Raw genomic sequence first — 14,000 nt, forward strand, 5'->3', positions numbered from 1 at the left:
CGCACATTGCCGTGGACGACGGCAAGCCGTGCGCCTAGCGTCGCGGTCGTGCCCGACGCGATCTTCGACGACCCGACCCTGGCCGCGCTGTACGACCCGCTCGACCCGGACCGCTCCGACCTCGATGCGTACGTGGCGATCGTCGACGAGCTGGGCGCACGGTCGGTCCTGGACGTCGGCTGCGGCACCGGGACGTTCGCGTGCCTGCTCGCGCTGCGCGGGATCGACGTGGTCGGCGTGGACCCGGCGGGCGCGTCGCTCGACGTCGCGCGGGCCAAGCCCGGGGCCGCCGGCGTGCGCTGGCTCCACGGCGACGCAGCCACGCTGCCGACGGTCCCGCCGCTGCAGGTCGACCTCGCGACGATGACGGCGAACGTCGCGCAGGTGTTCCTGACCGACGACGCGTGGACCGCGACGCTGCGCGGCGTGCGCGCGGCCCTCGTCCCGGGCGGTCACGTGGTCCTCGAGACGCGCGTTCCCGCGCGTCGGGCGTGGGAGGGGTGGGTGCGCGACGAGACGTTCGTCCGGGTCGACGTCCCCGGGGTCGGGGTCGTCGAGAGCTGGACCGAGCTGACGGACGTCGCGTTCCCGCTCGTGTCGTTCCACGACACGACCGTCCTGCCCGACGGGCGCGTGCTCCGCTCGGACTCGACGCTGCGGTTCCGTTCCCGCGAGGAGGTCGAGGCGTCGCTCGCCGCGTGCGGGTTCGTCGTCGAGGACGTGCGCGACGCCCCGGACCGCCCCGGCCGGGAGTGGGTCTTCGTCGCGCGCGCGGTCGGCGCGGTGGACGGGAGCGGCACCCGTCCGACGTGAGCGGTGCCTGCTCCTACCATCGTCACCGTGACGTACTCCGGCGACGAGATCCCCGCGCTCTGGGTGCTCGTGCCCTTCCTCATCGTCTCCGTCGTGGCCGTGGTGCGGCTTCTGCGGCGTCGAGGGGCAGCCACACCCGCTCGGTTGGCGACCGGGCTGCTGACGTGCGCGTACGCCGCCGCCGTGCTCGACACCGTGCTGCTGCCGTACCCGGTCGGGCCGAAGCACCCGGACACGGACGTGCCGTGGCACGTGTGGGTCAACCTCGTCCCGTTCGCCTCCGACGACCTGTACGGCATGTGGCTCAACCTGCTGCTGTTCGTGCCGCTCGGGTTCCTCCTGCCGCTGCTGTCCGCCGGCATCTCCGCTCCCCGGGTCGCCGTGGCGGGCTTCCTCGTGAGCCTGTCCGTCGAGGTCGTCCAGCTCGTCGGCGACCTGACCGTCAGCAACGGCCGCGTGTTCGACGTCGACGACCTGCTGCCCAACACGCTCGGGACGGTCGTCGGCTACGCGATCTTCCGCGGGGTGACGCTGATCCCGGTCGTGCGACGACTCCTGGCCGCCTGCACGTGGCCCGCTCGTCCGCGAGTCGGGCGCTGAGCACGGACGCGTCCGCGACGTCCCTGTGGACCGCGGTTCGACGGTGTCGGTCGCACCTCGTAGCCTCCTCGTAGCGCCCGGCGGTCCGGCCGGTGCGACGGCCCACGGTGGCCGGCCGTGGACAGAGTCGAGGGGGCACCTCCGTGCTGCACGTGCACCGCTCCGAGCGTGCCGACGCGCTCGTCGAGCCGCTCGCGCGTCTCCTCGCCGACCCGCTGGACGACCCGTTCGCAACGGACGTCGTCGCCGTCCCCACCCGCGGTGTGGAGCGCTGGCTCGCGCAGCGGCTGTCCCACCACCTCGGCGTGCCGACCGGCGTGGCCGCGGGCGCGCGCGACGGCGCGTCCGGCGTGTGCGCCAACGTCGACTTCCGCGGGCCGCGGCGGCTGGTCGAGCAGGTCGTCGCCGACCTCACCGGGGTGGAGCCCGCCGACGACCCGTGGCGGCCCGAACGTCTCGCGTGGACGGTGCTGGAGGTGCTCGACGCCCATCTCGCCGAGCCGTGGGCGGCGCCCCTCGCGCGCTACGTCGGCGACCCGGGCGACGAGGTGCGGCGCGGCCGTCGGCTGACGCTCGCCCGGCGCGTGGCGGACCTGTTGGTCGACTACGCGCGGCAGCGACCCGACGTCGTGCTCGCGTGGTCGGCAGACGCCGACGCCGCGGCACCCGGGCCGCGCAGGACGCGGGCCGTGGACGTGCCGGGGGACCTCGCGTGGCAGCCCGAGCTGTGGCGGCGCCTGCTCGCCCGCGTGCCCGGGTCGGACCCGGCGCGGCGCGTCGAGGACGCGGTCGCCGCGCTGCACGCCGACCCGACGGTGGTCGACCTCCCGCCGCGGCTGTCCGTCTTCGGGCCCACGCGGCTGCCGGAGGACGAGCTGCGCGTGCTGCGCGCCCTCGCCGAGCACCGTGACGTCCACCTGTGGCTCGTGCACCCGTCCCCCGCCCTGTGGGAGACGGTCGCCGGGCACGACGACGGCGGGACCCTGCGTGCCGACGTGCCGACGTTCGCCCGGCACCCGCTGCTCGCGTCCACCGCTCGCGACGCCGTGGAGCTCCAGCTCCGGCTCGCCGGGGGCGAGGTGGCGCACCACGCCACGACCTCCCCGCCTCCGACCCTGCTCGGCGCCCTGCAGTCTGCCCTGCGCGCGGACTCCCCGGACGGAGCGCACGTCCTCGACGACGCCGACCGCTCGGTGCAGGTGCTGTCGTGCCACGGCCGCGCGCGGCAGGTCGAGGTCCTGCGGGAGACGCTCGTCGGGCTCTTCGCGGCCGACCCCACGCTGCAGGCGCGCGACGTCATCGTGCTCTGCCCCGACGTGGAGACGTTCGCCCCGCTCGTCACCGCGACGTTCGGCGCGGTGCCGGAGCTCGGCGACGACGCGCACCCGGGACAGCGCCTGCGCGTGAGCCTCGCCGACCGGGGCGCGGGGACGACGAACCCGGCCCTGGCGCTGCTCGCGACCCTGCTGCGTCTCGCCGACGGGCGCGTCACGGCCTCGGAGGTGCTCGACCTCGCGGCGAGCGCCCCGGTGCGCCGCCGCTTCCGGTTCTCGGACGACGACGTCGACCGGCTGCGGCAGTGGGCCGTCGAGGCGGGCGTGCACTGGGGCGAGGACGGCGAGCGGCGCGCGCGGTTCGGGATCGACCCGCACGTGCGCCAGGGGACGTGGGACGCCGCGCTCGACCGCGTCCTCCTGGGAGCCGCGATGGCGGACGAGGGCGCCCGGTTCGTCGGGCCCGCGCTGCCGCTCGACGACGTCGGCTCGACCGACGTCGACCTCGCCGGGCGCCTCGCCGAGCTCGTCGCCCGGGTGACCCACGTCCTGGACGGACTCGACGGCGTCCACCCGCTCGGCCACTGGCTCGACACGCTCGACCGGGCGCTGACCCTGCTCGCGGAGGCACCGCCCACGGAGACGTGGCAGATCGGCGCGGCCCGCCGCGCGCTCGGTGACGTGCGCGCCGCGGGGTCGGAGCACGGCGACGTGCCCCTGCGGCTCGCGGACGTGCGTGCGGTGCTCGCCGACCGGCTCGCGGGCCGTCCGACCCGGGCCGGCTTCCGCACGGGAGCGCTCACGGTGTGCTCGCTCGAACCGATGCGCTCCGTCCCGCACCGCGTCGTGTGCCTGCTCGGCCTGGACGACGGCGCGTTCCCCCGCGTCGGCGCCGCCGCGGGCGACGACCTGCTGGCGCGCCACCCCGAGATCGGCGAGCGCGACCCGCGCAGCGAGGACCGGCAGATCTTCCTCGACGCCGTCGCCGCGGCGGGCGACCACCTGGTCGTCGTGCACACCGGCGCCGACGAGCGCACGGGAGCACCCCGGCCGCCCGCCGTCCCGGTCGCGGAGCTCCTCGACGCCCTCGACCGCGTCGCGACGGCGCCGGACGGCCGACCGGTGCGCGAGCACGTCGTGGTCCGGCACCCGCTGCAGACCGTCGACGCGCGCAACTTCACGCCCGGCGCGCTCGGCGTGCCCGGGGCGTTCAGCCACGACCGCGCGGCGTTCGACGGCGCGTGCACCGCGCGGGGGGAGCGTCGGACGGTCGGGGCGCTGGTCAGCGTGCCGCTCGCTCTGCCGTCGGCCGATGCCGGGTCGCCCGGGACCGCGGCACCCGGTGAGCGGGACGTCGAGCTCGACGACCTCGTGCGCCTGCTGGAGAACGCGCCGCGGTGGTTCGCCCAGACGACGCTCGACGTAGGTCTCGTCGTGGACGAGGACGACGTCGACGACCGCCTGCCGCTCGCGCTCACGGGGCTGTCGGGCTGGGGCGTCGGCGACCGCGTGCTGCGTGCCGCGCTGGCCGGCGTCGAACCCGGCCGGGCCATGCAGGCCGAGTGGCGGCGCGGCCAGGTCCCGCCGCGCGAGCTCGGCCGGACCGCGCTGCAGGAGGTGGCCCAGGCCGTCGGCCCGCTGCGGCTCGTCTCGGTCGAGGCCGCGCGCGAGGCGGACACGGCGGCGGGTCGTCCCTCGAGCCCGGACGTGCTGCGCTCCGGCGAGACGGTGGACGTCCGTGCCGTGCTGCCGGGCGGCCGCACGCTCGTCGGGACCGTACCCGGGGTGCACGGCCGCCGCGTGGTCCGCACCGAGTACTCGCGGCTCGGTCCCAAGCACCGCCTGCGGGCCTGGGTGCAGGCCCTCGCCCTCGCGGCGAGCAGCCCCGGTCACGCGTGGGACGCCGTGACGGTCGGTCGGTCGCCCCGCGGTCCCGGCGTCGCCTGGTCCACCCTCACCCCACCGGAGGCGGACGCCGCGGCGACGCTCCTCGGCGACCTCGTCGCCCTGCGCGACGAGGCGGCCCGCGAGCCGCTGCCGCTGCTGCCCGAGGTGTCGTTGAAGTACGCCGAGGAGCGACGCACCACCGACGCACGCGACGCCCTGATGCGCGCCGGCTGGCTGTGGAACAAGGGGTTCGAGCGCAAGGACCCGTACGTCGTCCTCGCGTGGGGCCGCGACCCGCAGCTCGCCGACGTCGCCGGTCAGGCGACGACGGCCGACCTCGGCCGGTTCCCCGACGACCCGTCCCGGCTCGGCGCCCTGTCGCGCCGCGTCTGGGAGCCCCTCCTGGAGAACGAGCTGCGAGGCGCCCGATGAGCAGCCCGACGTCCGCCCCGCTCCCGCCGACGCCTCAGCCCGCCCCGGCCACGACGGCGCCCGGCACCTCGCCGCGACGCTTCGACCCCTACGGCGACCTCCCCGTCGGGACCGTCGTCCTCGAGGCGAGCGCCGGCACCGGCAAGACGCACACCATCGCGACGCTCACGACCCGGTACGTCGCCGAGGGCGTCGCGACGCTGCCCGAGATCATGCTCGTCACGTTCGGCCGCGCCGCGACGTCCGAGCTGCGCGACCGCGTCCGCGAACGCCTCGTCACCACCGAGCGCGCGCTGCGCGGCGCCGACCCCGTGAACCACCCGGAGCCGCTCGTGGCGTTCCTCGCGGCGGTGGACGACCACGAGCTCGACCGGCGCCGGGACCGGCTGCGGGTCGCGCTGTCCCAGCTCGACGCCGCGACCATCACGACCACGCACGGCTTCTGCCAGCAGATGCTGTCGGCGCTCGGCACGGCCGCGGACGTCGACCTCGCCACCGGGTTCCTCCCCGACGTCGCCGACCTCGTCCAGGAGGTCACGGACGACCTGTACGTGCGGCTGTTCGCCGACACGGCGGAGCCGCCGCTCTCCCCGCGGGACGTCGCCGAGGTCGCCCGTGCCGCGGTGAGCGACCACGGTGCGGTGCTCGGCCCCGCCGACGCCCCGGAGGGGTCGGTCGCCGCCGTGCGGTACGAGGTCGCCGTCGCCGCGCGACGCGAGGTCGAGGCGCGCAAGCGCGCGATGCACCTGCTCGACTACGACGACCTGCTCGTGCTGCTGCGCCGCGCCCTCACGGACCCCGAGCACGGCGAGACCGCGGCCGAGCGGGTCCGCAGCCGGTACCGGGTCGTCATGGTCGACGAGTTCCAGGACACCGACCCGGACCAGTGGGAGATCCTGCGGACCGCGTTCCACGGGCACCGCACGCTCGTGCTCATCGGGGACCCGAAGCAGGCGATCTACGCGTTCCGCGGGGCGGACGTCGTGACGTACCTGAGCGCCGTCGAGGACGCGCAGGACACCGCGACCCTGAGCACGAGCTGGCGCAGCGACGGTCCGCTGCTCGCCGGGCTGCACGCGCTGCTCGGCGAGACCGCGCTGGGCGACCCGCGCATCGTCGTGCGCCCCGTCGACGCCGCGAACCCGCGGGCGCGCCTCGCCGGCGGTGCGCCGGTCCGGCTGCGGCAGGTGACGCGCCGGGCGTACCGGCTCGGAGGCTCGTCCGCGCCGTCGGCGCCCGACGCGCGGTCGCTCCTCGCGCAGGACGTGGCCGCCGACGTCGCGGGGCGGCTCGGGACCGCGGCCGGCGGGGACCGCGTGCTCGACGGCGCGGCGGACGGCACGGCGGACGGCGCAGCCGGACCCGAGCGGTGGCGCGGGCTCGAGCCGCGCGACGTCGCGGTGCTCACCCGGACGAACGCCCAGGCGGAGGCCGTGCGGACCGCGCTCGTCGCGCTCGGGGTCCCGGCGGTCGTGTCCGGACCGTCGAGCGTGTTCGGCTCCGCGGCCGCCCAGGACTGGCTGACGCTGCTCGCGGCCCTGGAGCAGCCGGGCCTGCACCGCCGGGCGACGGCGCTCGCGCTCACGCCCTTCGTCGGCTGGGACGCGCAGCGCCTCGCGACGGCGGACGACGCCGACCACGACGAGCTCGGCGACACCGTCCGCGCGTGGGCGCGGCTGCTCGCGGACCGCGGCGTCGCGGCCGTGGCGGAGACCGCAGCGCGGCAGGGCGCGACCGCCCGGGTCATGGCGCGCGCCGACGGCGAGCGGTACCTCACGGACCTGCGGCACGTCACGCAGGCGCTGCACGAGGCCGCCACCGCCGAGGGTCTGGGCACGGCCGCGCTCACCGCGTGGCTCCGGGGCCGCATCGCCGAGGTCGGGACCGTGTTCACCGACGAGCGGACCCGGCGCCTCGAGACGGACGCCGCCGCCGTCCAGGTCGTCACGGTGCACGCCGCGAAGGGCCTGGAGTTCGGGGTCGTCTACGTCCCGTTCGGCTGGGAGCGGTTCGAGCCCGACGACCAGGAGCTCTTCGCGTTCCACGACGACCACGGGCAGCGCGTGCTGCACGTGGGTGGCGTGGGTTCCCCGGGGTTCGTCGACGCCCGCACGCGCTCGCGCGACGAGGAGCTCGGAGAGGACCTGCGCCTGCTGTACGTCGCGCTCACGCGCGCCCGGCACCAGGTCGTCGTGCACTGGACGCCGACGAAGCGCAGCACCTGGTCCGGCCCGCTGACGCGGCTGCTGCTCGCGGACCGCCTGCTCGGTGGCGAGCCCGGTCGCCACGCCCGCCCCGACGCGATGCGTGACGACGCCGTGCGGTCCGCCCTCGAGGCCGTCGCCGCACGCTCGGGCGGGACCGTCGTCGTCGAGCAGGTGGACTCGCGCCCGAAGGGCCTGCCGTGGTCGCCGGCGCGACGCCCCGAGACGGTGCTGGAGGTCGCGACGGCCGGTCACCTGCCCGACCGCGAGTGGCGCCGCGCGTCCTACTCGGCGCTCACCGCCGCCGCGCACCACGGCCCGGTGGGCGGGGTCGAGTCGGAGCCGGAGGACCCGGGAGTGCAGGACGAGCCGGAGGACGTCCCCGAGGACGACGCGCAGGACGCCGGCCCCGCCGCGCGGCCCGACGCCGCGCCGGGTGCCGACGTCCCGTCTCCGTTCGAGGGCCAGCCCGGCGGGACCGCGTTCGGCACGCTCGTGCACGAGATCCTCGAGTACGTGGACACCGCGGCCGACGACCTGGACGCCGAGGTGCTGGCCCGGTGCGCCCAGGCGGCGACCGTCCGGGTTCCCGGCGTCGAGCCCGTCGCGCTCGCCGCGGCGCTCGGGCTCGCCCTCCGCACCCCGCTCGGCCCGCTCGCCGGGGGTCTCGCGCTCGCCGACGTCTCACCGCGCGACCGTCTGCCCGAGCTCGAGTTCGAGCTGCCTCTCGCGGGGGGCGACCTCACCGAGGGCATCCGCCCGTCGACGCTGCGCGACCTCGCCGAGGTCCTGCGCGTCCACCTCGCCCCCGACGACCCGTTCGCCCGGTACCCCGACCTGCTCGCGGCGCTCGCCGACGAGTCCGGGACGGCGTCGGCACCCGGCCGGCGACCCGGCACGGTGTCCGACGGCGTTCCGCTGCGCGGCTACCTCACGGGCTCGATCGACGCGGTGCTCCGAGTGCCGGGACCGGACGGGCGCCGTCGGTACCTCGTCGTCGACTACAAGACGAACCGCGTCGGCCCGCCCGGGCTGCCGCTCACGGTCGGCGACTACCGGCCCGAGGCGACGCGGGACGCGATGCTCGCGTCCCACTACCCGCTGCAGCTCGTGCTCTACCTCGTGGCGCTCCACCGCTACCTGCGCTGGCGGCTGCCCGGCTACGACGCGGACCACGACCTGGCGGGCGGCGCGTACCTCTTCGTGCGCGGCATGGCGGGGCCGGACACGCCGGTCGGTCCCGACGGCGCGCCGTACGGGGTCGTCGCGTGGACGCCACCGCCGGGTCTCGTCGTCGCCGTGTCCGCCCTGCTCGACGGAGGCCGCGCATGACCGCTCCCGGCACGCCCGCGCACCCTCGCTCGGCTCCCCGCGTCGTCCCCCCGACGCCTCAGCCGGCTCCGGCGCCCGCCGCCCCGGTGCGGGACGAGGGAGACCCGCGCCTCGCCGTCGGCGTCCCGTCGTGGCTCGCGCCCTTCAACGCGGCGCGGGTCGTCTCCTCGACGGACCTGCGGGTCGCGCTGCGGCTCGGTCGGCTGACCGGCGAGCAGGACGAGCGCGTGCTGCTCGCGGTCGCCCTGGCGGTCCGCGCGGTGCGCAACGGGTCCGTGTGCGTGCGCCTCGACGACCCGTCCCTCCGCCTGCCCGAGGACGAGGAGCTGGAGGGGACCGGGGCCACGCACCTGCCGTGGCCCGACGACGCGGCCTGGGCCGAGGCGGTCGCGCGCAGCCCGCTCGTCGCGGCCGGGGTGGGCGCACCCGACGACCGCCCGGCGCGCTGGGTCGGCGGGCTGCTCTACCTCGACCGGTACTGGCGCGACGAGCTCGCGGTGCGCCGCGACGTCGACGGCCGGCTGGCCACGGACGACCTCCCCGTGGAGAGCGACCGCCTGGACGCCGCCCTCGCCCGCCTGTTCCCCTCGGAGCGTGACGCCCGCCAGCGCCTCGCGGCCGCCCACGCCGCCCACCGGCGCCTGACCGTCCTCACCGGCGGCCCCGGTACCGGCAAGACGACGACGGTCGCGCGCCTTCTCGCGGTCCTCCACGACGCCGCCGTCCCGGCCGGGCAGCAGGCCGGTGGCCCGGTGGACGGGCCGGTGCGCGGGTCGGTCGAGAGCGCCCGGCTCCGGGTCGCGCTCGCCGCCCCGACGGGCAAGGCCGCCGCGCGCCTGCAGGAGGCGGTGCGCGACGTCGTCGCCCGCTTCGACGACCCGGCCGACCGCGACCGCGTCGGGGCACCCGTCGCCTCGACGCTGCACCGCCTGCTCGGGTTCCGGCCGGGGAGCACGACGCGGTTCCGGCACGACGCGCACCACCACCTCCCGCACGACGTGGTCGTCGTCGACGAGACGTCGATGGTCGCGCTGCCGCTCATGGCGCGGCTCCTCGAGGCGCTGCGGCCCGACGCGCGGCTCGTCCTCGTCGGCGACCCGGACCAGCTCGCGTCCGTCGAGGCGGGAGCGGTGCTCGGTGACCTGGTGAACCGCCCGCCCGTCCCGTCCCCTCCGGCGGCGGCGACGGTCCGCGCCGTCGCGGAGGGCGCCCTCGCCGACGCCCCGCCGCCCACGGACGACGAGGTGGACGACCGCTCGGCGCTGGGCAACGGCGTCGTCCGCCTGCGCACGGTGCACCGGCAGGAGAGCGGCTCGGCGATCCTGCCGCTCGCCGAGGCCATCCGGCGCGGGGAGGCGGACACGGTCCTCGGGCTGCTGCGCGCCGGCGACGACTCCGTCGAGTTCTTCGAGTCCCCCGACGGCGAGCCGGACGACGTCGCGCTCGCCGCGATCCGGGGCGACGCGGTCGCCGCCGGGACGCGGCTGGTCGCCGCCGCGCGGGCGGGTGACCCCACCGGGGCGCTGTCGGCCCTCGCGCAGCACCGCGTGATGGTGGCGCACCGCCGAGGTCCCGCGGGCCGCACCCGCTGGGCGGCCCAGGTCGAGGCGTGGGTCGAGGAGGTCACCGAGCGCCCCGCGACGGACACGCCGTGGGTCGCGGGACGACCGCTGCTCGTCACGACGAACGCACCGGACATCGGCCTCTACAACGGGGACACCGGCGTCCTGGTCGCCGACGGCGACGGGGTCGTGGCGGTCTTCGGCGACCCGGGCGCGCCGGTGCGCGTCCGCACGCACCGCCTGCCGCCGGTCGAGAGCGTGCACGCGATGACGGTCCACCGCGCGCAGGGCAGCCAGTTCCGCCGCGTCACGCTCCTCCTGCCTCCCGAGACCTCTCCGCTGCTCACGCGCGAGCTGCTCTACACGGCGGTCACCCGCGCCCAGGACGCCGTGCGCGTGGTCGGGAGCGAGGCCGCGGTGCGGGCCGCCGTCGGGCACGCGGTGCGGCGCGCGAGCGGGCTGCGCGAGCCGCTCGGGACCGGCTGAGCGCCGAGGAGGGCGTGACGGGCGCGGCCGGCGTGCGACGATGCGACGTCGTCCGCGGACGATCCGTCGCTGCCCCTCGACTCCCGCCCGGAGGTCCCGTGCCCCAGAACGTCACCCTGATCCGTTCGCGCGAGCTGTCCGACGCCGCCGAGTACGCCTACGCCTCCACGGTCTCGGCGGACGCGCGGCTGGTCTTCCTCGCCGGCTCGTGCCCCCTCGATGCGGAGGGGCGCACCGTCGCACCCGGCGACCACGCCGCCCAGGCCGCGCGCTGCGTCGAGAACATGGTCGTCGCCCTCGCCGCGGCCGGCGCCACCCTCGAGGACGTCGTGAGCACGCGGGTCCTCGTCGCGTCGTCGCGCCAGGCCGACCTCGTCGCCGCGTGGGAGGTCGTGCGCGACGCGTTCGGCGACCACGACGTGCCGAGCACGCTGCTCGGCGTCACCGTGCTCGGCTACGACGACCAGCTCGTCGAGGTCGAGGCGGTCGCGGCCGTCCGCGACTGACGCGCCCGCTCGCCCGTCGGGCCCGTCGCCCACCCGGCCCGCCGGGCCACCGGGCGGCGCCGTCGGCGCGCCCCGTCAGGCGAAGCCCGGGTACTCCCACGGCTCGACGTCGAACAGCGCGCGCGACGCCGGGCTGCCCTGGACGAGCGCGTCGACCACGTGCTGGTGCAGCACCTCGGCGCCGCTGCGCGTGAACGACGAGCTGAACAGGCCACCGGGCTCGACGCGCGTGGAGTACATGAGCGGCATGCGTCCCTCGGAGCGGTCGTAGCCCACCCAGCGGGTGAACACCGACCAGCCGGCGACCACGTCGAGGCCGACGACGGACCGGTCGTCCCCGCGCAGCTCGTGCCAGGTCCGCTCGTCGATCGGCATGCCGTCGAAGTCGTAGTACAGCACCACGTCGGCGTGGAAGTTGATGTCGTCGTCCACGGCCGCTCCCCTCGCCCCAGGGTCGTCGTCCCCCCGCTGCGGTCGCCACGTCGTCGCGACCACCGCACCGTCTCGTGCAGCCGATGATGCCGCTCCGGGTCCGATACCGCCATCCGGCGCGCGCTCGACCCGAGGACGGCGGGAATGCGCGTCCGGTGCGCCGGGGTTGTCCCTCGTGATGAGCACCTCGACCGACGCCGCGGCGTCCCCCAGCCCTCGCCTGTCCGTCCTCGACCTCGTGCCCGTGCGCTCGGGTCAGACCAGCGCCCAGGCGGTCCGCGCCTCGCTCGACCTGGTCCGCCTCGCGGACCGGCTCGGGCTCGAGCGGTACTGGTTCGCCGAGCACCACAACATGGCCGCCGTGGCCGCGTCGACACCGCCCGTGATGATCGCGGCGGCGACCTCCGTGACGGAGCGGATCCGCGTCGGCTCGGGCGGCGTCATGCTGCCCAACCACGCGCCGCTCGTCGTCGCGGAGCAGTTCGCGGCGCTCGAGGCGATCGCACCGGGGCGCGTGGACCTCGGCCTCGGACGGGCGCCGGGCTCCGACCCCGTCGTCACCCAGCTCCTGCGGATCACCGGCCCGACCGCCGACGTCGACCGCTTCCCGCAGCACGTGACCGACATCCTCGCGCTCATGAGCCCCCAGGGAGCGCAGCTCCGGCTCACGAGCGGCCAGGTCTACGACGTCCACGCGACCCCGGCCGCCGAGAGCACGCCCACCGTCTGGCTCCTCGGGTCGAGCGACTACTCGGCCCGGCTGGCCGCCGAGCTCGGCCTGCCGTACGTGTTCGCGAACCACTTCTCGGGCCAGGGGATGGACGAGATCCTCGCGCTGTACCGCGAGGGCTACCGCCCGAGCGAGGCGCACCCGGAGCCGCGGACCTTCCTCACGGCGAACGTCGTCGTCGCGGAGACGGCCGAGGAGGCGCACGCCCGCGCGCTCCCGCAGCTGCGGATGATGGCACGGCTGCGGTCCGGGCAGACCCTCGGGCCGCTCGAGACCGTCGAGGACGCGCTCGCGGCGCCGCTCGACGCGCTGTCCGAGCAGACCATCGAGGCCATGCGCTCGCGGTGGGTCGTCGGGACGCCCGACGAGGCCGCGGCCGAGCTCCGCCGGCTCGCCGACCGCCACGGTGTCGACGAGATCATGGTCGTCCCCGTCGCGGCGTCGCGCGCCGACGAGCCGCTCGACGCGACCCCCGGGCGCGCACGCACGCTCGAGCTCCTCGTCGGTGCGCTCGGGTAGCGTCGCCGCCATGACGACGAAGCTCGACGACGCGACCTGGCACTCCGACGGCGAGGGGTTCCCTCCGGAAGCCGGTCCCGAGGCGGGCGCCACGCACATCGGGGTGTTCCTCGCGTGGGCCGTGCTCGGCGGGCACGTCTCCGCCGACCTGGAGGAGGAGTCCGCCGAGGACCTCGCGGCGCTGCGTGCCCGCGAGCTCACCGGCGGTCGGTTCGTGCACGAGTCGTGCGACGGGAAGCTCGTCACGGACGACCTCGACGCCGACGCGGCCGCCTTCGCCCTCGCCTACTACGTGGGCGACGAGGACGACGAGGACGGGGGTGGCCTCTTCCTCGAGGACTACGTCGACGCGGTCAGCCCCGGCGACGGCGAGCCCGAGGACGTCTACCGCGTGCCGGACACGTGGGAGACGTACGACCTCGTCGGACCGCTGATCGACGGGCGGTTCTCGCAGTGGGAGGACGAGGGCCGCCCCGCCGTCCTGCGGCACCGCGCCTGACCGGGCGTCGTCACGCTGCGGGCCTTCCTCGCCGAACACTGATGGACTAACCTGGCTTAGTCCGTCTGGTCCAGGCCGTTCTCGGCGCGGAGGCACCATGAAGACCGTCAACGTCCACGAGGCGAAGACCCATCTCTCCCGCCTGCTCGCGGAGGTCGAAGCGGGCGAGGAGATCGTCATCGCTCGCGCCGGGAAGCCGGTGGCTCGCCTCACGGCGGCCTCGCACGCCACTCCCGCCGAACGGCGGCTCGGTTTCTTCCGCGGCCGCACCACGATCCCTGACGACTTCGACACGTGGGGGCAGGACGAGATCGCCGCGATGTTCGAGGGGACCGAGTGAGGATCCTGCTGGACACGCACCTGCTGCTGTGGGCCGGCGACGAGGTGGACCGCCTGCCACGCGAGGCTCGCGATCTGTTGGCCGACCCGGACGTCGAGCCGTGGTTCAGCGCGGCCAGCATCTGGGAGATCAGCATCAAGCACGCCCGGAGGCGGGCCGACTTCAGCGTCGAGCCCGGCCCTTTCCGTCACGCGCTCCTCGGAGCAGGATTCGTGGAGCTCGCCGTGACGGGGGCCCACGCCGCCGCCGTCGCCGCGCTCCCACCGGTCCACCGCGACCCGTTCGACCGGTTGCTCGTCGCACAGGCGGTCAGCGAGGGCGTCCAGCTCGTGACGCACGACGCCGCCCTCGGTCGCTACCCCGGCCCGATCCGAGTCGTCTGAG

At 76.4% G+C, this 14,000-nt stretch carries 11 protein-coding genes; 10 read left to right on the plus strand and 1 reads right to left on the minus strand.

The genetic code is table 11. The features are described from left to right. Window positions 1-48 precede the first annotated feature (48 nt). From ACWPWV_RS04390 to ACWPWV_RS04415, 6 genes are all read left to right on the plus strand, one after another. The gene (locus ACWPWV_RS04390) at window positions 49-813 is read left to right on the plus strand and encodes a class I SAM-dependent methyltransferase (protein ID WP_454041734.1); all 765 of its coding nucleotides are present in this window, start codon (window positions 49-51) and stop codon (window positions 811-813) included. Between the two features lie 27 nt (window positions 814-840). Then, entirely contained in the window at window positions 841-1,413 is a 573-nt protein-coding gene (locus tag ACWPWV_RS04395; RefSeq protein WP_454041735.1) for a VanZ family protein, read from the plus strand. Window positions 1,414-1,556: 143 nt separating this feature from the next. After that, complete coding sequence (recC, locus tag ACWPWV_RS04400) at window positions 1,557-5,006, plus strand: exodeoxyribonuclease V subunit gamma (protein WP_454041736.1); 3,450 nt, start codon at window positions 1,557-1,559, stop codon at window positions 5,004-5,006. Continuing rightward, window positions 5,003-8,542 (plus strand): UvrD-helicase domain-containing protein, encoded by a 3,540-nt coding sequence (locus tag ACWPWV_RS04405; RefSeq protein ID WP_454041737.1) that lies wholly within the window; start codon window positions 5,003-5,005, stop codon window positions 8,540-8,542. The genes recC and ACWPWV_RS04405 overlap by 4 nt, the downstream gene beginning before the upstream one ends. Then, on the plus strand, window positions 8,539-10,590 hold the full coding sequence (recD, locus tag ACWPWV_RS04410) for an exodeoxyribonuclease V subunit alpha (RefSeq protein WP_454041738.1): 2,052 nt from the start codon (window positions 8,539-8,541) through the stop codon (window positions 10,588-10,590). Before ACWPWV_RS04405 ends, recD begins: the two co-directional genes overlap by 4 nt. Window positions 10,591-10,688: 98 nt before the next feature. Next, window positions 10,689-11,096, plus strand: a complete 408-nt coding sequence (locus ACWPWV_RS04415; RefSeq protein ID WP_454041739.1) for a RidA family protein — start codon at window positions 10,689-10,691, stop codon at window positions 11,094-11,096. A gap of 75 nt (window positions 11,097-11,171) precedes the next feature. Here ACWPWV_RS04415 and ACWPWV_RS04420 read toward each other — a convergent pair whose 3' ends face one another. Continuing rightward, window positions 11,172-11,528: a hypothetical protein gene (locus ACWPWV_RS04420; protein ID WP_454041740.1), complete on the minus strand. Its 357-nt coding sequence runs from the start codon at window positions 11,526-11,528 to the stop codon at window positions 11,172-11,174. A 178-nt stretch (window positions 11,529-11,706) separates the two neighbouring features. On the opposite strand from ACWPWV_RS04420, the gene ACWPWV_RS04425 reads away from it, so the two are divergent. The 4 genes from ACWPWV_RS04425 (at window position 11,707) to ACWPWV_RS04440 (ending at window position 13,999) form a co-directional block, all read left to right on the plus strand. Next, a complete protein-coding gene (locus ACWPWV_RS04425) occupies window positions 11,707-12,777 on the plus strand; it encodes an LLM class flavin-dependent oxidoreductase (RefSeq protein ID WP_454041741.1) in 1,071 nt (356 codons plus the stop codon). Between the two features lie 10 nt (window positions 12,778-12,787). Continuing rightward, entirely contained in the window at window positions 12,788-13,276 is a 489-nt protein-coding gene (locus ACWPWV_RS04430; RefSeq protein WP_454041742.1) for a DUF7832 domain-containing protein, read from the plus strand. Between the two features lie 97 nt (window positions 13,277-13,373). After that, window positions 13,374-13,616, plus strand: a complete 243-nt coding sequence (locus ACWPWV_RS04435; protein ID WP_454041743.1) for a type II toxin-antitoxin system Phd/YefM family antitoxin — start codon at window positions 13,374-13,376, stop codon at window positions 13,614-13,616. Beyond that, a complete protein-coding gene (locus ACWPWV_RS04440; RefSeq protein WP_454041744.1) occupies window positions 13,613-13,999 on the plus strand; it encodes a type II toxin-antitoxin system VapC family toxin in 387 nt (128 codons plus the stop codon). Before ACWPWV_RS04435 ends, ACWPWV_RS04440 begins: the two co-directional genes overlap by 4 nt. Window position 14,000: the final 1 nt, after the last annotated feature.

The organism is Cellulosimicrobium sp. Marseille-Q8652, from assembly GCF_965112045.1.